Below are 20,286 nucleotides of genomic sequence, written 5' to 3'. Positions count from 1 at the left end.
GAAGTGTAGTAAATAAAACATCGCTGGTTAAAATATAAATTCCGCGGGCAATACAATCGTCACTTTGGTGCCAATGCCCTGCCCTTGCTCGTCTTCCAGGTCTGTTACCATTACCCTGGCATCTTTATTATTAATTTTCCGGATCAGGTCTATCCGGCCTTCTGTTACTTTCATGCCCACCGAATTGTGCAGGCGTCCTTTCCTGTCTTTTATTTCCATCGCCTTTTTGCGGCCTATCCCGTTATCTGTAATGGTACATACGAGGCTGCGATTTTTCAGAACGATATCGATTGTCAGTAATCCTTTTTCCTCTGGTAATTTATGTACAAGTCCGTGCCAGATAGCGTTTTCCACATATGGTTGCAGGATCATTGGCGGGATCAGTACTTCTTCATCATTAATGTCGGGATCAATATTAAAGGAGTAGTCAAAAATGCCATTACAGCGCAATGATTCCAGGTCAAGATACAACCTTAATGATTCCAGTTCCTTATTTAAGGTAACAAATGTATGTTGTGTATTATCGAGGATGAGGCGCATGAGCCGGGAGAACTTGGTCAGGTAGTCTGACGCTTCTTCCTGGTTATTACTCCAGATATAACGATGAATAGAACTCAGGGAATTAAAAATAAAGTGAGGATTCATCTGGGAGCGCAGCGACCGGAGTTCCAATTGCAAGGTTTGTTTTTTTGCCTGCAGGTTACGGTGACGGATATAGAAAAAACCACCTACCACTGCCATTAGCAGGAAGGCGGCCAGGAAAAAGGTGGTGGTTACATTTCTCCTGGTGCGTAGTTCGTTGACCGTTTTGTCGTGCTCCAGGCTGCGAATCTGGTTATCTTTCCGGTCTACCTCATAAATGGTCTGCATTTGTGCGAGGGCCATTGCAGAGCGTTCATCGAGAATACTATCTTTATACAGCAGGGATTTATCAGCAGCTTCCAGTGATTTTTTAAAATCGCCACTTGCCTTGTAATCTTCTGCCAGGGCTTTATACGCATCCATCAGCATGGATTTAAATCCCCAGAAAGTACTGATGCTAATGGATTCCATGATATTCTCACGGGCTTCCTCATGCTTTCCCTGTGCGCCGAGTAATTTTCCGATGCCAAGGTAGCTTTCTGCCACATGCACTTTATCATCTACCTTATCATTTACCTCCAGCGCTTTTTTCAGGTATTCCATCGCGGTGGCGTAATCTTTCTTTTCTTTGTAAGCCGCTCCCAGGGCATTATAGCAAATGGCCATCCCAATGGGGCGATCCATTTTTAGATTCATATTCAGGGAGCGTTTATAATACTGGATAGCCAGATCCAGCTTGTTTTGTCCCTGGTAGGCGTATCCCAGGTTTCCCAGGTTGATGGCTACGCCCAACTCATTGTGGCTCTTTTCTTCGAGCTCCAGCGCGTGGTTGAAATGGGTGATAGCGTCATCGTACTTTTCGGTAGTGAGTTGGATGTTGCCAATGCTGTTGGTGGCGACACAGATATTACGGATATCATTGATTTTTTCGGCCAGCACCAGCGCCCTGACATGATAATCGAAAGCCTTTTGCAACTTATCCTGGCGGCGGCAATCTACGCCGGCGTTGTTCAGGGAGAAAACGATGAGAAAGGTATCCTTTGCTTCTTCTGCGGCTTTCAGGGCTTTTTCATGATAATCTTCCGCTACAATGTAGAGGGATTTATTCCGTTTATTGGTGCCGATTTCGTTGTAGGCTGCTGAAATTCCTTTGGGATATTTGAGACGTTGTGCCAAACCAAGGGCCTCCTGCAGGAATACGTTTTCCTGTTTATGAGATTCAAAATAGCGGTTATTAGCGGTACCTGTTTTAAGTAACAAGGATACTTTAGCAGTGTCAGTGGGGAGCGTACGAATAGAATCCATTAACCTGGATATCCGCAGGGAATCCTGCGCTATCGTTCCTGAATTGGCTCCCAGGAGGAGCAGGAACAAAAAACATACACCTTTAATAGACATTGGCTGGTCTGTGAGACAACACAATTTAAAAAAGAATTATGAATAACCTGCACGTAGTAGTACGCATAATAATCAGCTGACAATCAAAAGTTTTAAAAAAGCGAAAGGGCGAAAGAATTCGCCCCTTCTTCCTATTAACCGAATACACCTACTGAAAATATGGAACGGTCATGGCGAACCACGCCATCCCACATTACCTTTAATGCCTGACAATAGCGGTGATACCACAGTCCGGCTGAATTTTATATAATAGCAATTTATAATCGGTTAATAGCAAAGGGTCCTTGTGGATATAGCTAGGATAAGACCTTTTTGAAAGCACGGCATATAATTGCGTGTTACGCACCTGTTCTATTGTCTTATTCAGTCGGATCAGCAGCACTATAATCGTTGGCACTAATGACTTACTATATGAAAATTACCTAAGCAGTATTTTCAGAGAGGATAAGGTTGGGTATGTAAATGTGTCTATAAAAAGACAGGCATTAACATGCAAATAAAATTCTATTGGAAATTCGGGAGGATGTGGAAAAATTATTGGGTTGGTAACATTAACAGCTACATAACAAATGTATAAAAGAGTTTTAATAAAAGAAAATAATATTTTAGGAGGAGTGCGCCATTATTGCATCCTCCACCCATTGCATCACTAATTGCAGCTGGTCTTCGAGGTTTAAGTGGCTGTTATCCAGGATAATAGCGTCATCTGCTTTCCGCAGCGGACTTATTTCGCGGTTGGCATCTATATAATCTCTTAATTCGAGGTTTTGTTTTACTTCTTCCAGTGTAATATTCCTGTTTTTCTCATACAGTTCTTTAAAGCGGCGCTGTACGCGGATGGCGATTTCAGCGGTCATAAAGATCTTCAGTTCTGCATGTGGGAATACCACGGTACCAATATCCCGGCCATCCATTACGATGCCTTTGCGGGCGCCCATTTTCTTTTGCTGTGCCACGGCAAAGTCGCGTACTTCCTTTACGGCGGCCACTTCACTTACTTTCTCTGCCACTACCATTTCCCGGATCAGGTGTTCCACATTCTCATTGTTCAGGTACATTTCGCATAAACCAGTGAGGGAATTGAGTACAAAGTCCAGGTGTACATCTTTCAGGGCTGTGGCTACTGCTTCATGCGACATCCAGTCGATGCGGTTTTGAATAAAATACAGGGTCACTGCACGATACATAGCACCGCTGTCTATATAGGTATAGTTCAGCTTTTTAGCCAATTGCTTGGCCAGGGTGCTTTTGCCACATGAAGAGTAGCCATCTATCGTGATGATTATTTTTTTCAAAACTATCTGTTTAAATGAATCGTCTATAGGGAAGAACGCTACAAAATTGCGCCAAATCAGCGAGAAAAACAAGGAAATCAGGAATTAGGATTTGTGAGGAGATGGCAAACGCGATGTTTCGCTTTCCATTCCACACAAATCCATAACGCTAACGGCTATTGCGTGACTACCACCTTGGTGGTGTAGAGCACTTTCATTGTTTCTTTATGATAAATGACCAGGAAGTAAACGCCGGAAGGCATACCAGAGATATCAATGTCTTTGTCTCCCTTCACGTCATATGTCCGCATTACCTGGCTCCATACGTCACGCAGTTCTATCTGCATATCCCCGCGAATACCCCGTATTTTCACCATAAAGCGGCCGTTGTTCGGGTTCGGGTATACGTTGATTTGTACAAAAGGTGGTACAGCCCGGATTTCCGAATAGGTGACTTTGCCATTTTTGCCTACGGCCTTAATGCGATAGTAGGTCCAGTCGTCGTAATCATTCGGATCCTGGTACATATAACTAAGCGGTATGCTGCTGTTGCCATTGATGGCTTTTGTAGGCACCGTTGCAATTTTGGTGAAGCTCTCTTCCCTTTCATAGCGGCGTTCCACTTCAAATACTGCATTAAATACTTCCCTGCTGGTGGTCCAGTCCAGCTGTACCATGGCCGGGGCGATACGGTAAGCCTCGAAGCTCAGGAAGATAGCTGGTTTAGCCGATCCGAAGAGCGTGGTTTTGGCGAAATATTCACTACTGCCCAGGGCAGTGAAATGTCGCAGGTGCATAGTAGCAGGGCTGGACATGGAGCTGGTGGTCAGTGTTCCTGCCAGGGGTTTATTAGGAATAAACGGAACGTTATCCCACACCCCGGTAACAAAGCGGGTAATGAAACTGCTGTCGCGGTAAGTAGCATAGGCAGGTAGTTCGTCGGTATCCATGTGTTGCAGGATTACGTCTACCTCGCCGCCGGTGTTATCATCGCGGCGGATATTCCAGGTTTTATTAACGAAGCTGTCGGGGTAAGCGGTACCACCGGCGGCTACTGTGAAAACACTGTCGTATACTCTTGCGCCGATCATGTCTTTCCCGCCAGTCATCAGCACGGCAGCGGGTGCATAGCTATTATCGTCTGTTCCTATTGGAAACACTACTTTACCTGCAGCATTATTGATAGCGGCGCGGTACAATAAGCCTCCGGCGACGCCTTTGCCGGTAACCACGTAGCGGGCATCGGAATAGCCGGTGATAGTACCGGGATTTTTATCGCCCACCTGCAGGATCCAGCCATTCAGGTAAAGACGGCCATTAGTGAATTGCAGGGCATTGCGGACTTTCAGATCACTGAGATCGTCGAGCAGCAAACCTGCGCTATTGCTGAGTTGCAGGTTAGGAAAGCTGGTGCCTGTTTTGGTGATGAAGCTGTAACCACCGAATACTTTTTGTTGCCCGATACCGGTACCACCGGAAAAATTGAAGGTACCGCCGGTGCCGGAAACGCCGTCGGCGCTTTCGTCAGGTAGCGTAGATCCGTTACCGTTAGTCCATAATTTGCTGAGGAAATAAAAAGTGGTATTAGGGTTTGAACCGAGGATTCCGTTGTTGGTCATGTCAGCGAAGATGCCTACGTTGGTATTGCCGGAGAGCCATACAGTGGCTCCGGAGGGGATGTAGACGCCTTGCTGGGCGGAGGCAGTTCCCGCCAGCAATAATATTAGTGATAATATTAAGTACTTTGTTTTCAATTAGCTTATTGGATAACGGTCAGATCAAAACTCCTGTTGGTAACAGCACTTCCTGTACTGTTATTAAAAATTACGGTAACAGTATTAGCAGCACTTACCCGGGCAGAAACAATAGAAAAAGAGGAAGTAAGGTCTGCCCGTGGATTAATGATGACGTTTCCTCCAACTGCAGCACCGGTTACTGTAAATGTTTTGGAAACTGCAGTCCCTGTGGCAATAGATCCCGGGTTCACATTTGTTGCGCGAATAATACCGTTTAATACTGACCCTCCGGTGCCTATTATAGCTGTCCCTTCCACATCCAGTAGCGCTCCTGGCGTACTGGTTCCGATTCCTACATTTCCTCCATTCTGTAGAAATAGTCTGTAGTCCGCAACGTTTGTTTCCACGAAGTTCAATCCACCTCCCAATATATTCCAGTGCCATTTGGGTGTACCGGCAGCATCTTCAAATGCCAGGACATCGTTACCGTTGGCACGTATAATCAATGGGTGACCATTAAATTTGGTAGCGCCATTGAAGAGTGTTAATGTATAAGCAGAGAAATCGGTTCCGCCGCTTTCTGCAGCTGTTTGACCTCTTGATCCTCTGAAGAGTTCTTTATTATTATACTTCACTACCATATCCACGGCATTGGTAGTACCCAGAAACTGGGTGCTTGTGGCAGCGTTACCACCCGTTAACCAGTTGGTGGTAGATGGATTGTCTGTTAAGATAACATCACCAGAGCTATTAATAGAGAGCACTTTAGATGTAGCGGGTATTGATGTGGAAAGAGCACCCACCAGGTTTGTTAACCGAAGACCTGAAATGTTAAATGGTGAAGTAGGAGCAAAGGATGGTCCTGTGATTTCCACTTTATTACCTGGTGTAGCGGTTCCTACTCCTAATGTTCCGGCAATGGCACCATTACCGGATATATTAAAATTGGAGGAGGCTTGTTGCGTAGTGGTATTCTGAATATAGCCGCCCAGGTTAGTGGGTATATCAGCAGCTGCCAGAGAGCGGAAAGTTGGTGCAGCGGCTCCTCCTGACGCCGGGCCTGCAAATACCAGGTTAGCGTTTTGATTAGCCAGGTTTGTGGTGATGGTACCATTCGCAGTAAGTGGAGATCCAGTTACTGTGAACAGCGATGGCATAGAGAGCCCGATGGAGGTAATACCTCCTGTTGCGGCTTTCGCGATCCATTGTGTGCCATTAAAAGTGAGCACCTGGTCAGTTGTTGGTGCGGTGGCGAATGATACATCGTAGTCCGCTATTTTATTGGCGTTCCAGAGTTTAGTAGTGTTATTAGCATTCAGGCTACCAGCAGTAAGACCCAGCGTAGTGCCGAGGGTCAGGGCTGCTACGTCACCATTTCCATCTTTACCTAATACTTTTGTAGGGGTACTCAAATCATTCACTACACGCAGATTGGCGGTTTGCAGGCCATCTGTGAAATTCTTTAATCCCTTGAACGACTGGGCGCCAATGTTCATAAAACCTGCGGCAGTGAGTCCGGCATCAGGAATGGTGAGCGTATGTGTTCCTGCTGCGGTTGTAAAACCAAATGTACCGGCGGGGGTATAGGTTGCTACTATTTTCTGGGCAGATGTAGCGTCGCTGTTAATAGACAAGATAGCACTTGCAGCAGCTTTCGCGATCCATTGTGTACCATTAAAAGTGAGCACCTGATCTGTTGTTGGTGCAGTGGCGAATGATACATCGTAGTCCGCTATTTTACCGGCATTCCATAATTTGGTGGTATTATTGGCTTTAAGCAAGCCTGCAGTAAGATTTAACGTGGTAGCGTCTAACGTCAGGGCCGACACATCACCACTTCCATCTTTACCTAATATTTTTGTGGGGGTACTCAAATCATTCACTACACGCAGATTGGCGGTTTGCAGGCCATCTGTGAAATTCTTTAATCCCTTGAACGACTGGGCGCCAATGTTCATAAAACCTGCGGCAGTGAGTCCGGCATCAGGAATGGTGAGCGTATGTGTTCCTGCTGCGGTTGTAAAACCAAATGTACCGGCGGGGGTATAATTAGCGATTATTTTTTGGGCGGGTGTGGCGTCGTTGTTGATAGATTGGATAGCGCTACCTTCCGGAATTAATTTATTCCAGTAATTATTAGCTCTGACACGGAAAGAGTTATCAGTGGTCAGGTATATGATCATCCCGTTAACCGGGCTAACGATCTGGTTAGTATCTGCGATGCGGGTAATTAACAAAGCCTGCTTTGCACTTTCCAGTTCAAGTAAAGCAGATGATTTTAGTGTGGAAGGATTAGTTCCCAGCTTTAATTGCTGTGCCAGCAATTGGTTACTGCATAAGCAGCACAATATAATGGCACATACTTTCATAAGCCCTTGCAGCTTCATACATCATCATTTAAGTAGCACAAAAGAGGTGAAACGGCTACGGTTATACGTAGCCGTTTCAAATACAGTTCAACCTTATTTCTTAATAATATACCAGGTATCTGTACCGTTGGATTGTACAGTGATGTAAGTCCAGTCATTGTAGATGTTGATAGAGTTTCCATCTTCAATGTTCTGACCTGCCTGTGCCTGAATGGTAACAGGATTATCAAGTCTGTTGGTAGCGTCTGCGGCTGCTTTTTTGATAGTGTAGATACGGCCTTTTGTACCTGCAATGGAAGGTAACTTCACTGTTACAGGAGAAGTATTTTTTACAACGATGGTATAATCGGTGGAAGTAACGCTATAGCTGGTACTGCTGGTCACCTCAGTGATGGCCATGGATACAGAACCTTGTACCTGTAAAGTAGAATTAGCAATGGCGCTGGTATCACCCACGTTCAGGGAAGATTTTATCGCTACATCATTTCCAAATCTTTTGTTACCGGCGAAAGATTGGGAAGCATTGCTTACGAGACCACCAGCTACAGATGGATCTGCGAATGGAATACTTACGTTTACATTGTTGGTAGTGGCATCTTTTACCACTTTTAAATCAGTACCGGCATGGTCTGAACTGAAAGTCAGGTCAGTGAATGCTGTTGCAGGAAGATTCCTTTTGATAATTTGATTGGTACCGTTAAGCATTAATACAGACAGTTCGTTGGTGCCTGTTGCTACGCTACCCAGTGTAACGGTGTTATCGAGGGCAGATTTACCGGTAACCTGTATATCACCAGTTACTTTTGAATTGCCGGTAATATCTGCACCACCAGTAGTGATGGTTAAAGTATTATCCAATTTAGTAGTGCTGGTTACGTTGAAAGTACCGGTAACTTTGGAGTTGCCGGTTACATCTGCACCACCTGTAGTTACTACCAGGCCGTTGTTACCGGTGATTTTTCCTGCAAATGTTTTATCACCACCGAAAGTTTGTGTACCTGCAGAAACACCACCAGGAGTAGTTGCTGTAGCAGCATTTAAAGCGATGGTAGGGTTAGCACCACTATTGTCAATGGTTAAACCATTTGCATCACCGGAGTTGATGAAGGTAGCCACCTGTAGGGCTTTACCTGCCGCAGTATTAAATTTATCCCAATCTGCTTTAGTGAGCAAACCCACTGCTGGTCCACCTGCCGCGGAACCAGTTTGGGTAGCGATGCTCAGTTTGTGTTCAGTACCACCACCAGCAGCAGGGGCCGTAGTGAATTTATAATCGCCTGCTGCATTATCAGTATTAATGAATTGCTTTAATTCAGCGGAGCCATTGATGGTTAAATCGGTAAAAGCAGCTTTGGTTAATGGACGCTTATATACTTTACCGGTTCCATCTACAATTACCGCTTCCATTAAAGCCGCAGTAGCGTCAGTGGTGATACCGCTTAAAGTCAGATCATTTTTTACAATCACATTGCCGTTATCGATCCGCATTCCTTCCACATTATTAGCTTTCATCACGAAAGGAATATTGTTAGTACTTCCAATGAATTGTGTGGCAGCATTGGTCAATGCGTTACCTAACAGGTCCCAGGAAGAAGCTTTGGTAGCCATTCTTTCCCATTGGTAGTTGTGTCTTACATAGAATCCTTCTTCACCGGTTTTTGTCAGGTAAATGATCATCCCGTCCGGAGGAGCGAGAGAGGTCATCACAGAAGTATCTGCGATACGTGTCAGCAATAAACCTTGTTTATCGGATTCCAGTTCCAGGATAGCTGATTTTTGAATAGAGGTAGGATTCTTACCTACTTTCAGCTGGGCGTGTGCCTTTGTAGCCACAATGCTTACACCACCTATTAGCATAACACGAGCTACATTACGTAGAGATCTTCTCATAGATATAAGGATAAATAGTTAAGTCAAATACACCACCAGCCTGTCATTGCTGGTGCGAGGATATAAGGATAAAATGAAAAACCGAGGCACAAAAAACTCTTATCTAAGCTATCACAAGCCTGTTCCGACTAATATAAAAAAGAGTAAATTATTTTAGTCTAATAAATATCTATTTATATAGATTAGATAAAATACATACTGCAAATGTGACATATTAAATGTTTTTAAAAAATGACATGATCATACCATTTTTAATATGGTGAATCTGATTAAGAGAGGTAAGAAGATCTGACACGAAGTACTAGGATACAGACTCTAAGGGGTATCAATGGCTGGCAAAAATACTTGATTAGATTAACTCTGCCGTAAACTGTTATGTATTAGCGCAGAAATTAACATGTTCATGTTATACATAAAAAAGCCCGTCAGGGTAATTTACCATTGACGGGCTATTAATTTATGATCAGCGTATTAGGTTACGCTTCTGATTTTTCGGACTTACTCTTGGAGGAGTTATTTTTCAAGGTAAAGATCAGTTTTTGATTTTCCTTGTCCAGGTCAGCCACGAGTATATCGCCATCATGTATGTTCATGTTGAGGATTTCCTCTGCTAATGGGTCTTCCAGGTATTTCTGGATGGCCCTGTGCAGTGGTCTGGCGCCGAATTGCTGGTCGTAGCCTTTATCTGCGAGGAAGCCTTTGGCTTCATCGGTGAGTTCGAGGCTAAATCCAAGGTTATTCAGACGTTTCAGTACACTCTTCATGGTGATGTCAATGATCGTATAGATGTGTTCTTTCGCCAGTGAGTTGAAGATGATCACATCGTCGATTCTGTTGAGGAACTCAGGAGAGAAGGTACGTTTCAATGCTTTTTCGATCACTGATTTGGTATTCTCTTCTTCGTTTACGGCTCTTGCATTGGTAGAGAAACCAACGCCTGCGCCGAAATCCTTCAGTTGACGGGCTCCGATATTGGAGGTCATGATGATGAGGGTATTTTTAAAGTCTACTTTACGACCGAGGCCATCAGTGAGGATACCGTCATCGAGTACCTGCAACAGGAGGTTATAAATATCCGGATGTGCTTTTTCGATTTCATCCAGGAGGATAACGGAGTAAGGTTTGCGGCGCACTTTTTCGGTGAGCTGTCCACCTTCTTCATATCCTACATATCCCGGAGGAGCACCAATGAGGCGGCTTACAGAGAATTTCTCCATGTATTCACTCATATCGATGCGGATCAGCGCTTCCTCTGAGTCGAACATATAGCGGGCCAGTGATTTGGCGAGCTCTGTTTTACCTACCCCGGTAGGGCCGAGGAATATAAAGGTACCGATTGGCTTTTTAGGATCTTTCAGACCAACGCGGTTACGCTGTATGGCTTTGGTGACTTTGCTAATGGCATCGTCCTGTCCAACCACGGCGCCCTTGAGATCTTCGCCCATGCGACGTAATTTCTCTGTTTCGGCCTGCACCATCCGTTTAACGGGGATACCGGTCATCATGCTCACAACTTCCGCGATGGCTTCTTCATCAATTGGGTAGCGTTTGTGTTTCACTTCTTCTTCCCACATTGCTTTTGCGCGTTCCAGGTCTTCACCCAGTTTCTTCTCTGTATCGCGCAGTGCAGCGGCTTCTTCGAAGCGTTGGCTTTTCACTACTTTATTTTTTTCCTGTTTGATATCTTCAATCTGTTTTTCGAGATCGAGGATATTTTGAGGAACATTGATGTTTTTGAGGTGAACACGTGCGCCTACTTCGTCGAGTACATCAATTGCCTTGTCGGGCAGGAGACGGTCGGTCATGTAGCGGTCGCTCAGTTTCACGCAGGCATCAATAGCAGCGTCGGTATAGCTAACATTATGGTATTCTTCATAACGAGGCTTGATATTGTTGAGGATCTGAATGGTTTCATCCACGGTTGGTGGTTCAACCATTACTTTTTGGAAGCGGCGGTCGAGTGCGCCATCTTTTTCGATGTACATGCGGTACTCATCGAGGGTAGAGGCTCCAATGCATTGGAGTTCGCCCCTGGCGAGTGCAGGTTTAAAGATGTTGGAAGCGTCCAGGGAACCTGAAGCGCCGCCGGCGCCCACGATGGTATGAATTTCATCGATAAACAGGATAACATCCCTGTTTTTCTCGAGTTCATTCATGATGGCCTTCATTCTTTCTTCAAACTGGCCACGGTATTTGGTACCGGCCACCAGGGCGGCGAGGTCGAGGCTTACCACGCGCTTATCGAACAGCACGCGGGAAACTTTACGCTGTACAATTCGCAGCGCTAAACCTTCCACGATGGCGGTTTTACCCACACCGGGTTCACCAATAAGAATCGGATTGTTCTTTTTACGGCGGGAAAGTATCTGGGAAACCCTTTCTATTTCCTGCTCGCGGCCAACAATCGGGTCTAAGCTGCCGCTTTCGGCCAGCTTGGTAATATCTCTACCAAAATTATCCAGTACGGGCGTTTTGGATTTGGTATTTGTCTGTTTGGCTTTGGATGCGTAACTCTTTCTTTCGTCCTCAAACTCTTCTTCGCCCGGATCATCAAATTCTGATTTAGGGTCCGCTGATTTTACAAAGCCCAGTTCGTTTTTAAAAGTATCGTAGTCCACGTCAAATTGTTGTAAGATTTGTGTACAAACGTTTTCCTTATTCTTAAGTATAGAAAGCATGAGATGTTCCGTTTCCACTGTTGCACTTTTCAGTGCCTTAGCTTCTAATACGGTAACACGTATCACTTTTTCTGCCTGTCTGGTAAGCGGGAGGCTATTAATGTTAGCAATATTCTTTCCGGTCTTATCTTTTACAGCCAGTTCTACTTCCTTGCGTAACTCATACAGATCTACGTTCAAAGCCTGCAGAATCTTTACGGCCGTGCCTTCGCCTTCCCGAATAATACCTAACAGCAGGTGTTCAGTACCTATGAAGTCATTTCCCAGACGTAAAGCTTCCTCTCTGCTGAACGAAATGATCTCCTTAACTTGCGGTGAAAAATTCTGGTCCATTGTGAGATTATTAAATTATCAAAAACCCTTACGGGGGCTTGCTTAATACAATAATAACGAATAATTCTGACTTAAGATTACCGCGTTATGTGTCGGAATGAAAGTTATTCCTTTTTTAGATTTAAACAACTTACACTTTAATAGTATAAGAATTATTTTTGCGGTGATGCGGGTACGTTCGTTTAAAAATATCTACGAAGAAAAGGAGGTTTTTGTTTCGATCTCTTGCGGTTATATTTTATAGGCGGGTTCCCTCTGTTCAAAATTTAATTTTATTAAAGTATAAAACAACGTCCAACGCATGAAATTCAAAATTGATACCAAAGAAAAAATAGTCGTTTTTTGTCCTGAAGTTACCGATCTGGATGCTAATTTGTCAGCCGACTTCCAGGCTACGGCCACTTCCATACCGGAACTGAAAGGGCGGAATCTCATACTAGACCTGACATTGGTAGAAAAAATTGATGCCAGCGGCGTTGAAGCCATTTTAACAGTATACCGGCATAGGTATGACAACCAGCTTTCCTGTGCCATTACCGGTCTTAACAACACGTTAACAGCTGCGCTGAAAACAGCAGGTGATGATATGCTGAATATTGCCCCCACCATGGCAGAAGCGATAGACCTGGTGATGATGGAAGAACTGGAAAGGGAATTACTGGATGGAATGGAATAGATAACCGCTTTTACCGTATGCGGCCGCCATAGGTATAGCGCAGCGGATAAAAGTTAACAGCTAACGGCTAAACGCTAAAGACATGTTTGCAGTAACCATTTTAGGTAACAACTCCGCTATCCCCACCCTGGACAGGCATCCCACCGCCCAGGTAGTTACCTGTAACGAGCAGTTGCTGCTGGTGGATTGCGGGGAAGGCACCCAGATACAGATCGCCAAATACAGGATTAAACGCAGCAAGCTGAGATATATCTTCATCAGTCACCTTCATGGAGATCATTATTTCGGGCTGATAGGTTTGTTGAATACACTTAGCCTGATGGGGCGCACAGAGCCGCTCAGCGTATATGCGCCACCGGAACTGGAGCAGATTATCCAGTTACAACTGGATTGCTCAGGCACCATCCTGAAATTTGAATTGTCTTTTGTTCCGCTTCAACCGGGCTATAGCGGTGTTATTGTGGAGGATAAAGACTTAAGGGTGTCTTGTTTTCCCACCCAGCACCGCATTTCGTGCTTTGGGTTTTCCTTTGAGCTGCAAAAAAGAAAGCGAAAACTGATTCCTGACCAGGCAAGGGCTTATGAAATTCCGGCGGCTTACTTCGGCAAACTGCAGGATGGAGCTGATTATCAGCGGAAAGATGGTATGCTCATTAAAAATGATTGGGTGACCCTCCCTCCTGCTCCGGGCAAACGATATGTGTATTGCGCAGATACCATCTTTGATGAGAACCTTTTACCATGGCTAAAGGGCGCAGATGTAATGTACCATGAAACCACATATCTGCACGATTTACAGGAGCGGGCAGCCGAACGTTATCATAGTACCTCCGTGCAGGCAGCCTCCCTGGCGGCAGCAGCCGGAGTGAGACAACTGCTTATCGGGCATTTTTCTTCCAAATACACTGAATTACAACCTTTCCTGGATGAAGCAAAGCCTGTGTTTGAAAATACGGCTATTGCGGAAGAAGGGGTGACATATATTATTTAGCAGAAAGCTGAAAGCATAAAGCAGAAAGCTATTTTAGCGAATGATTAAAGCGTATAAATATTGGCTCTGGTCATTCGCTAAAATAGCTTTCTGCTTTATGCTTTCAGCTTTCTGCTAGTATTTTTTCAGATATGCTCCTATCCTGCTGTACAGCTGATCTGTGACCGGCATTACAGGGAGTCGGAAATAATTTTCGACGATGCCTGCGTGGTGCAGGAATGCCTTGATACCAGCCGGGTTATTTTCGGTGAACATCATATCAAATCCTTCCAGCATTTTGTTATTCAATGCACGGGCAGATGGGAAATCGTTTACCAGTGCGGCATGCACCATGCTGGAGAAATCCGTTGCGAAATAGTTGGCCGCCACAGAAATAACGCCATCCATGCCACAGGCCAGCTGGCCGAGTGCCAGGGCATCATCACCACTGATGACGAGAAAGTCTTTCGGTTTATCCCGGATAATCTGCATGCATTGCAGCATATCACCGGAAGCTTCTTTCATGGCCACGATGTTTTCCACCTCATGCGCCAGGCGCAGGGTAGTTTCTGCGGTCATATTACGACCGGTACGTCCGGGTACATTATACAGGATAATGGGTTTGGGAGATACGGCCGCAATAGCTTTATAATGCTGAATAATTCCTTCCTGTGTAGGCTTGCTGTAATACGGCGCTACGCTGAGTACTGCTGCTGCCTGATCTATTGGGCATGTTTCCAGCCTTTTCACTACTTCCCGTGTATCATAACCACCAATACCAATCACTACGGGCACCCGCTTCGACACCTTTTCAAAAGTGAATTTTATCAAATCCAGCTTTTCATCTGCAGAAAGAGTAGGTGTTTCACCAGTTGTGCCTAATGACACAACATAGTTCACACCGCCATCGATCACGTAGTTGATCAACTTTTCCAAAGCATTCCAATCTATGCTTTCATCTGCTTTAAAGGGTGTTACCAATGCCACCCCGGTGCCTTTTAGTTGTTCCATGACTGTGTTTACGGGAAAATAAAAATTTCGAACTTCGAAGGCCGAAATTCGAAATTTTTATTGTGATCTCTAAATATTTTTTATTTTTCTTCGTAAAAACCCATGCGGGAGAACTTATCAATACGTTGTTCTATACGGGTATCGGGATCTATTTTCTTTAATTCTGCCAGTGTTTCCTTAATGCGCACTTTTAATAATTGTGCCATTTCATCAGGGTTTACGTGGGCTCCGCCGAGTGGCTCACGTACGATGCCGTCTACCAGGCCAAACTGGCTCATATAATCAGAAGTGAGTTTCAGTTCTTCTGCTGCTTTTTCCTTGAAGTTCCAGCTACGCCACAGGATGGTGGAGCAGTTTTCAGGAGAGATCACGGTATACCAGCTATTTTCCAACATAAATACGCGGTCGCCGATACCAATACCTAATGCGCCACCAGATGCACCTTCGCCGATAATGATGCAGATAACAGGTACGCGAAGTTTTACCATCTCAAAAAGATTACGGGCAATAGCTTCTGCCTGGCCTCTTTCTTCTGCTTCCAGCCCTGGATAAGCGCCGGGAGTATCGATTAAGGTAACGATAGGCTTATTAAATCTTTCCGCCAGCTTCATGAGTCGGAGGGCTTTGCGGTATCCTTCCGGGTTAGCCATACCGAAGTTTCTCAACTGACGCATTTTGGTGTTTATGCCTTTCTGCTGGCCAATAAACATCACTGTTTCACCATCGAGATCGGCGAAACCGCCTACCATGGCTTTATCGTCTTTTACATTCCGGTCGCCATGCAGTTCCGTAAAGTTGGTACACATCTTTTCGATGTACGCCAGCGTATAGGGCCTATCCGGATGACGGCTCAGCTGTACGCGCTGGAAGGCGGTGAGGTGGTCGTAGATGTGCTGGCGGGTATCAGCAATTTTTTGTTCATACTCGCTCACGGTAGCAGATACGTCTACGCCTGATTTTTCACCATTTTCCTTCAGCTTCTCCAGCTGCTCATATAAGTCAGCGATAGGTTTCTCGAAATCCAGGAATTGCATAATTTGATTAAATTGGTTAAAGATCGGGTGTAAAGATAATGCTGAAAATATTTTTTAAAAAAGATTTGCTTAATTGGGAACTTTGTTGCTATCTTTGCAATCCCAAAACGGAGGAACACAACGAATTGGGAGACAGAAAGATAAGAGCTTCTTATTAATATGTCAGGAATGGATCGGTAGTTCAGTTGGTTAGAATGCCGCCCTGTCACGGCGGAGGTCGCGGGTTCGAGTCCCGTCCGGTCCGCATCTTAAAGTTCAGATAAGAACAAAGAAGTAAAGAAACCCGCGTAAATTAAGTGTTTACGCGGGTTTCTTGTTTTTATCTGTATCAAAATATATCAAAGTAATCCAAATAAAATGTGAGCGGTACGGTTAGCAGATTCACGTCGTATATTTGCTAACCTCATTGGCCTGAAGTGCTGATCTGGATTGTGTTTGACCAAATGTTAAGTGGTGTCAAGACAAGTGAAGTTGAAACAAAATTGGTTAACAAAAATCAGTGTTGTATGGAAAAAGGTCATCAAAGTTTTTCTATTCTTTTCTGGCTTAACCGCCATCGCCGCAAAAATGACAAGCCGGCAATTTATCTCCGCCTGACTGTAGGTACAAAACGTGTGGAGCTTTCCACTTACCGGCATGTACATGCAAACCTATGGAACCAGCAAAACCAGTGCGTAAAGGGCAATTCCGATGAAGCCCAAACGATTAACCAACAACTGGCCGTTATGAAAGCTGATCTACACCGGCATTACAGTCATTTACTATCGCTAAATAAGCCTATTACAGCGGAAATATTGAAAAATGCTTATCTAGGCATTGGTGTGCAGCAAAGGACGCTTTGTGAAGCCTTTGAGCTGCACAACCGGCGGTTTGCAGAAAAGGTGAAGGCTGGAAAGAAAGCCCCGGCAACTTTGGAGAAGTACGAAGCCGCGCAAGGGAAGGTTAAAGCGTTTTTAAAGCACCGTTATCATGTATCAGATAAATTACTCAACGATGTGAAGTTGGCTTTTGCTGCTGACTTCGAACATTTCCTTACCACGGCGCAGGGTATTGGTACAAACGCGGCAATGAAGTATGTACGGATTCTGAAACAGGTGATAAAAATGGCGGTAGAACATGGATGGCTGGGCGCTAATCCTTTGACGGGCTTTAAATGCACCTATGAAGACCCTCAGCGGGAACGGCTCACCATGGAGGAAATAATGACGCTTTATAAAAAAGAGCTGATCCCAAGATTGGCCGAAGTACGGGATGTTTACCTGTTCTGCTGTTTTACCGGGTATGCCTACCGGGACGTTTTAACCCTCTCCCCTGCCAATATTGTAACCGGCATTGACGGCGAAAAGTGGATAATAAAGGACCGGGTGAAGACCAACACGGCGGAGCGGGTTCCCCTATTACCTATCCCATTGGAAATCATAGAGCGGTATAAAGAGCATCTTTATTGTGTATACCACAAGCGGTTATTGCCAGTAAACAGCAATCAGCGCTATAATGGGTATCTGAAGGAGGTCGCGACTGTTTGCGGGATTAGAAAGCACTTAACTACTCATACAGCCCGGCACACATTCGCTACTACGGTAACACTGGAAAATGATGTGCCCATGGAAACAGTGAGCCAAATGTTAGGACATAAGAGCATTCGTACGACACAGATATACGCCAAGATCACACAGCGGAAGATCAGTAATAACATGCGCAAATTAAGAGACCGCTTATTTGGTGAAGGAGGAGCTTTACAGCAGCAGATCGGTTAGGCTGTGTTCGCCTGCGGCGGGCTTGTGCCTTTTAAACAGATGATTTTTGCAACGGGAGATCGTTACCCGGCGCTACCAGAAAAATCATCTGTTTAAAAGGCACTGTCGTTTTTTACCCGATCCTATTTTCTCTTTTCACCAGCCCTTCGTTAGCAGAGCGGAGATTAACGGGCAGCTTCGCTACCCGCCTGCGGAGACTGGACGGCGGCAGAGCCGCCTGTCCGCGAAGATTGGGCAGGGCAGTGTTGCTGCCTGCCCGGGAAGATTGAACGGGCGGCCTTGCCACCCGTTCGCGGACTTGAAACAGGCTTCGCTCTGTTAGCAAGCGGTGTTTTTGTTCCACAAAAACCGCTTGCCCTTTTCTCCCGCTGGTCGAAAAGGGAGAATGCAGCGAATATTGCACAAGAACAAAAGCCACCTATTCCACAGCACCCAGTGAAGCAATTTTTTCTCCACAAATACGCTCAGTAATGGCCTGCAACTGTTTTATCCTGTCAATAAGAACGCTCAACTCCTCTTCAGTAATTGCATAATCCTTTTTATAGCGGGCATCAATATAAGCCTTCTTCAAAAGGTTAAATAAATGTGTTTCTTCTTTAGTATTGTTGGGGAATACTGTTGCCATTTCAGGAGAAAAGTCTCTACATAGACGTATTAATCTGCCCAAGTTGTGCGTGCGGGGTTTATATCCAGTAAATACCAAGATAGCGGCATTATAGGTACGTTCTGCGGCCTGATGTAAATAAAACGCTGCATTTTTCAGGCTTTTTCTATATAGGGCATTTTCTGTATCAATCAAAAATTCCCGGGCTGTACTAAACCATGTATCAAAATCCTCCTGAGCAATATTTTTCCTGTCAGTGGGACTTAAATCTCTTTGCTCCGCCAGCGGGATATTATTGGCATCGTACAATAAGATGCCCTCTTTCTTAATATCCGAAAAGAAATATTGCCCTTCGGATAATCGGGCATTTACATAATCAATACTATGTACAATAATTGTAACAGGCGTATAAAAATTGCACCGAGCTTCTACCATTTCCTGTACATCATGTTCCACCCTTTCATCACCTCTGCGCGTCACAACCAAAATATCATAGTCGCTTACATATTCATGCAGAATATGCCCTTCCATGTGTTGATCCTCAACCCATTTACCCCTTGCATAACTACCAAAAAGAATAATTTTTTCAGGTTGTACTGAATCGATAATAACCTGGACAACCTGGTTCAACTGCTCACGCTTATCCTGAGGGAGATGATCTAACGAAGTTTTCATACTGGCAATTTATTTGTTCTTAGTGGAGACAAACAGATCCTTTAAATCCACATCAAGATATTTTGCAATATGGTAGAACGTTTCCAAACTTGGCTGTTTATCATTCGTACACCATTGAGAAACGGTAGATTGGGTTTTATCCAACACCTTAGCCAGTTGTTTATTCGTAATATGCTTTTCTACCAAAACAATTTTAAGTCTATTCAATATTAATTTTTCCATTAGGCAAATAAAATTGCTTTATACAAATATACATTTGCCTAATAGATTGATTTCTAATAGTCTATTCTCTATAAACACATCAATATTAACTAAAAATATAAATATTTTCTCTACAAACGAAATTTAATTATCTTTATACAACTAAATTCTTTGTCACCTTGAACAGACAGCCAAAGCCGCTTTTATAATTTAAGGTGATATGAAAAATAATAAACTTCCTAAGTTAAAGGTTAGTAAACCACTAAAAAAGGAGTTCAAACAGTTTTTGGAATACCATCCGGCAAAGCGTGTCAACCGCAACTTACGGAGGGCTTTCGTGTCCTATATACAACATACACTGGATGGTGTCCCGCTGGATATGGATGATATTATTTGGGATATATCCAGTTTAATGGAGCTTTTAGATGTAGCTGAAGACGAAACAAAAGATTGGCCGGAATTTTAAATTTCAGCCCTATATCCGCGCGACTCCGGAGCAAAGGAAAAGTTCGTTGTATCTACAACGATACATCTTGCTATTCGCAGTTAAGGCGAATTAATAGACAATGCAAGCCCCCATTGTTTGAAACCCCACGCCGGGGGAAGGGGGCGCGGCGGCAGCGCCCCGGTTTGTTATTACGAATGCGGAGCATGAGAAAAAGGGTTTTGGGATTACCAAAACATTGCTGGCTACAAGCTCAATAAAGGTGGATTAACAACAGATTAACCTCCATATCATTACTTTCTTAATATTTTGATCCCTAACCTCAATAGTGCTATGAAAAAGAAAGAAAAGAACTTAATAAATGCCGATACCTCAGCATTGTTTACTACGGCTGTACCTACAGTTATCAGCCTTTTTTCAATGGTCCCAAATTTTGCAAAATGGGGACTTTCTCAAGGAATGAAGTCACCTCCTCAGGACCTGTTCACCTCTCTCTTTTGGATTCCTCTTTACTTAATTTTTATAATGTTGGGAATCTTCGTTATTAAGCAATTAAAACGGCTGGAACGGCTGAAGATTAACAATCAAGTCAAAAAGTGGCTCCTTTACTGTATATTAATAATTTCCCTAATTTTCATCGGTTACCTTACGTT

At 44.3% G+C, this 20,286-nt stretch carries 15 protein-coding genes and 1 tRNA gene; 5 read left to right on the top strand and 11 right to left on the bottom strand.

The window, feature by feature from the left end:
• Positions 1-27 precede the first annotated feature (27 nt).
• From J7623_RS19265 to J7623_RS19240, 6 genes are all read right to left on the bottom strand, one after another.
• Positions 28-1,980: a tetratricopeptide repeat protein gene (locus tag J7623_RS19265; protein ID WP_291923358.1), complete on the bottom strand. Its 1,953-nt coding sequence runs from the start codon at positions 1,978-1,980 to the stop codon at positions 28-30.
• Between the two features lie 605 nt (positions 1,981-2,585).
• Positions 2,586-3,275 carry a (d)CMP kinase gene (gene cmk / locus J7623_RS19260; RefSeq protein ID WP_291923356.1) on the bottom strand — a complete coding sequence of 230 codons (690 nt, stop codon included), beginning with the start codon at positions 3,273-3,275 and terminating at the stop codon, positions 2,586-2,588.
• Between the two features lie 155 nt (positions 3,276-3,430).
• Positions 3,431-5,008: a T9SS type A sorting domain-containing protein gene (locus J7623_RS19255; protein ID WP_291923354.1), complete on the bottom strand. Its 1,578-nt coding sequence runs from the start codon at positions 5,006-5,008 to the stop codon at positions 3,431-3,433.
• 5 nt (positions 5,009-5,013) lie between these two features.
• Positions 5,014-7,377, bottom strand: a complete 2,364-nt coding sequence (locus J7623_RS19250; protein WP_291923352.1) for a hypothetical protein — start codon at positions 7,375-7,377, stop codon at positions 5,014-5,016.
• A gap of 75 nt (positions 7,378-7,452) precedes the next feature.
• Entirely contained in the window at positions 7,453-9,249 is a 1,797-nt protein-coding gene (locus J7623_RS19245) for a hypothetical protein (protein WP_291923349.1), read from the bottom strand.
• Between the two features lie 476 nt (positions 9,250-9,725).
• On the bottom strand, positions 9,726-12,260 hold the full coding sequence (locus tag J7623_RS19240) for an ATP-dependent Clp protease ATP-binding subunit (RefSeq protein WP_291923347.1): 2,535 nt from the start codon (positions 12,258-12,260) through the stop codon (positions 9,726-9,728).
• A 301-nt stretch (positions 12,261-12,561) separates the two neighbouring features.
• On the opposite strand from J7623_RS19240, the gene J7623_RS19235 reads away from it, so the two are divergent.
• Positions 12,562-12,936 carry an STAS domain-containing protein gene (locus J7623_RS19235; RefSeq protein ID WP_291923345.1) on the top strand — a complete coding sequence of 125 codons (375 nt, stop codon included), beginning with the start codon at positions 12,562-12,564 and terminating at the stop codon, positions 12,934-12,936.
• Positions 12,937-13,018: 82 nt separating this feature from the next.
• Positions 13,019-13,927 (top strand): ribonuclease Z, encoded by a 909-nt coding sequence (locus J7623_RS19230; protein ID WP_291923343.1) that lies wholly within the window; start codon positions 13,019-13,021, stop codon positions 13,925-13,927.
• A 114-nt stretch (positions 13,928-14,041) separates the two neighbouring features.
• Here the strand turns inward: J7623_RS19230 and dapA are convergent, their stop codons facing one another.
• Both dapA and J7623_RS19220 read right to left on the bottom strand, forming a co-directional pair.
• On the bottom strand, positions 14,042-14,917 hold the full coding sequence (dapA, locus tag J7623_RS19225) for a 4-hydroxy-tetrahydrodipicolinate synthase (RefSeq protein ID WP_291923341.1): 876 nt from the start codon (positions 14,915-14,917) through the stop codon (positions 14,042-14,044).
• A gap of 80 nt (positions 14,918-14,997) precedes the next feature.
• Positions 14,998-15,951: an acetyl-CoA carboxylase carboxyltransferase subunit alpha gene (locus J7623_RS19220; RefSeq protein ID WP_291923339.1), complete on the bottom strand. Its 954-nt coding sequence runs from the start codon at positions 15,949-15,951 to the stop codon at positions 14,998-15,000.
• A gap of 170 nt (positions 15,952-16,121) precedes the next feature.
• Between J7623_RS19220 and J7623_RS19215 the strand changes: the two genes are divergently transcribed.
• Together J7623_RS19215 and J7623_RS19210 are read left to right on the top strand one after the other, a co-directional pair.
• A tRNA-Asp gene (locus tag J7623_RS19215) sits at positions 16,122-16,195 on the top strand.
• Positions 16,196-16,457: 262 nt separating this feature from the next.
• Complete coding sequence (locus J7623_RS19210; RefSeq protein ID WP_291923337.1) at positions 16,458-17,708, top strand: site-specific integrase; 1,251 nt, start codon at positions 16,458-16,460, stop codon at positions 17,706-17,708.
• A gap of 112 nt (positions 17,709-17,820) precedes the next feature.
• Here the strand turns inward: J7623_RS19210 and J7623_RS19205 are convergent, their stop codons facing one another.
• From J7623_RS19205 to J7623_RS19195, 3 genes are all read right to left on the bottom strand, one after another.
• Positions 17,821-18,051 (bottom strand): hypothetical protein, encoded by a 231-nt coding sequence (locus tag J7623_RS19205; RefSeq protein WP_291923335.1) that lies wholly within the window; start codon positions 18,049-18,051, stop codon positions 17,821-17,823.
• A 75-nt stretch (positions 18,052-18,126) separates the two neighbouring features.
• Positions 18,127-18,987 (bottom strand): HEPN domain-containing protein, encoded by an 861-nt coding sequence (locus J7623_RS19200; protein WP_291923333.1) that lies wholly within the window; start codon positions 18,985-18,987, stop codon positions 18,127-18,129.
• A gap of 9 nt (positions 18,988-18,996) precedes the next feature.
• On the bottom strand, positions 18,997-19,209 hold the full coding sequence (locus J7623_RS19195; RefSeq protein ID WP_291923331.1) for a helix-turn-helix transcriptional regulator: 213 nt from the start codon (positions 19,207-19,209) through the stop codon (positions 18,997-18,999).
• Between the two features lie 199 nt (positions 19,210-19,408).
• Here J7623_RS19195 and J7623_RS19190 point away from each other — a divergent pair, with 199 nt between their 5' ends.
• The gene (locus J7623_RS19190) at positions 19,409-19,654 is read left to right on the top strand and encodes a hypothetical protein (RefSeq protein ID WP_291923329.1); all 246 of its coding nucleotides are present in this window, start codon (positions 19,409-19,411) and stop codon (positions 19,652-19,654) included.
• Positions 19,655-20,286: the final 632 nt, after the last annotated feature.

This window comes from Chitinophaga sp., assembly GCF_017745275.1.
Classification (GTDB): Bacteria; Bacteroidota; Bacteroidia; order Chitinophagales; family Chitinophagaceae; genus Chitinophaga.
This window is presented reverse-complemented; position numbering and strand designations above follow the sequence as displayed.

What these genes read in the sequence shown, in the direction of transcription:
- J7623_RS19265 (WP_291923358.1), bottom strand. Translation starts at nt 1,980, where the DNA reads ATGTCTATTAAAGGTGTATGTTTTTTGTTCCTGCTCCTCCTGGGAGCC.
- J7623_RS19250 (WP_291923352.1), bottom strand. Translation starts at nt 7,377, where the DNA reads ATGAAGCTGCAAGGGCTTATGAAAGTATGTGCCATTATATTGTGCTGC.
- J7623_RS19245 (WP_291923349.1), bottom strand. Translation starts at nt 9,249, where the DNA reads ATGAGAAGATCTCTACGTAATGTAGCTCGTGTTATGCTAATAGGTGGT.
- J7623_RS19240 (WP_291923347.1), bottom strand. Translation starts at nt 12,260, where the DNA reads ATGGACCAGAATTTTTCACCGCAAGTTAAGGAGATCATTTCGTTCAGC.
- J7623_RS19235 (WP_291923345.1), top strand. Translation starts at nt 12,562, where the DNA reads ATGAAATTCAAAATTGATACCAAAGAAAAAATAGTCGTTTTTTGTCCT.
- J7623_RS19230 (WP_291923343.1), top strand. Translation starts at nt 13,019, where the DNA reads ATGTTTGCAGTAACCATTTTAGGTAACAACTCCGCTATCCCCACCCTG.
- dapA (WP_291923341.1), bottom strand. Translation starts at nt 14,917, where the DNA reads ATGGAACAACTAAAAGGCACCGGGGTGGCATTGGTAACACCCTTTAAA.
- J7623_RS19220 (WP_291923339.1), bottom strand. Translation starts at nt 15,951, where the DNA reads ATGCAATTCCTGGATTTCGAGAAACCTATCGCTGACTTATATGAGCAG.
- J7623_RS19210 (WP_291923337.1), top strand. Translation starts at nt 16,458, where the DNA reads ATGGAAAAAGGTCATCAAAGTTTTTCTATTCTTTTCTGGCTTAACCGC.
- J7623_RS19200 (WP_291923333.1), bottom strand. Translation starts at nt 18,987, where the DNA reads ATGAAAACTTCGTTAGATCATCTCCCTCAGGATAAGCGTGAGCAGTTG.
- J7623_RS19195 (WP_291923331.1), bottom strand. Translation starts at nt 19,209, where the DNA reads ATGGAAAAATTAATATTGAATAGACTTAAAATTGTTTTGGTAGAAAAG.
- J7623_RS19190 (WP_291923329.1), top strand. Translation starts at nt 19,409, where the DNA reads ATGAAAAATAATAAACTTCCTAAGTTAAAGGTTAGTAAACCACTAAAA.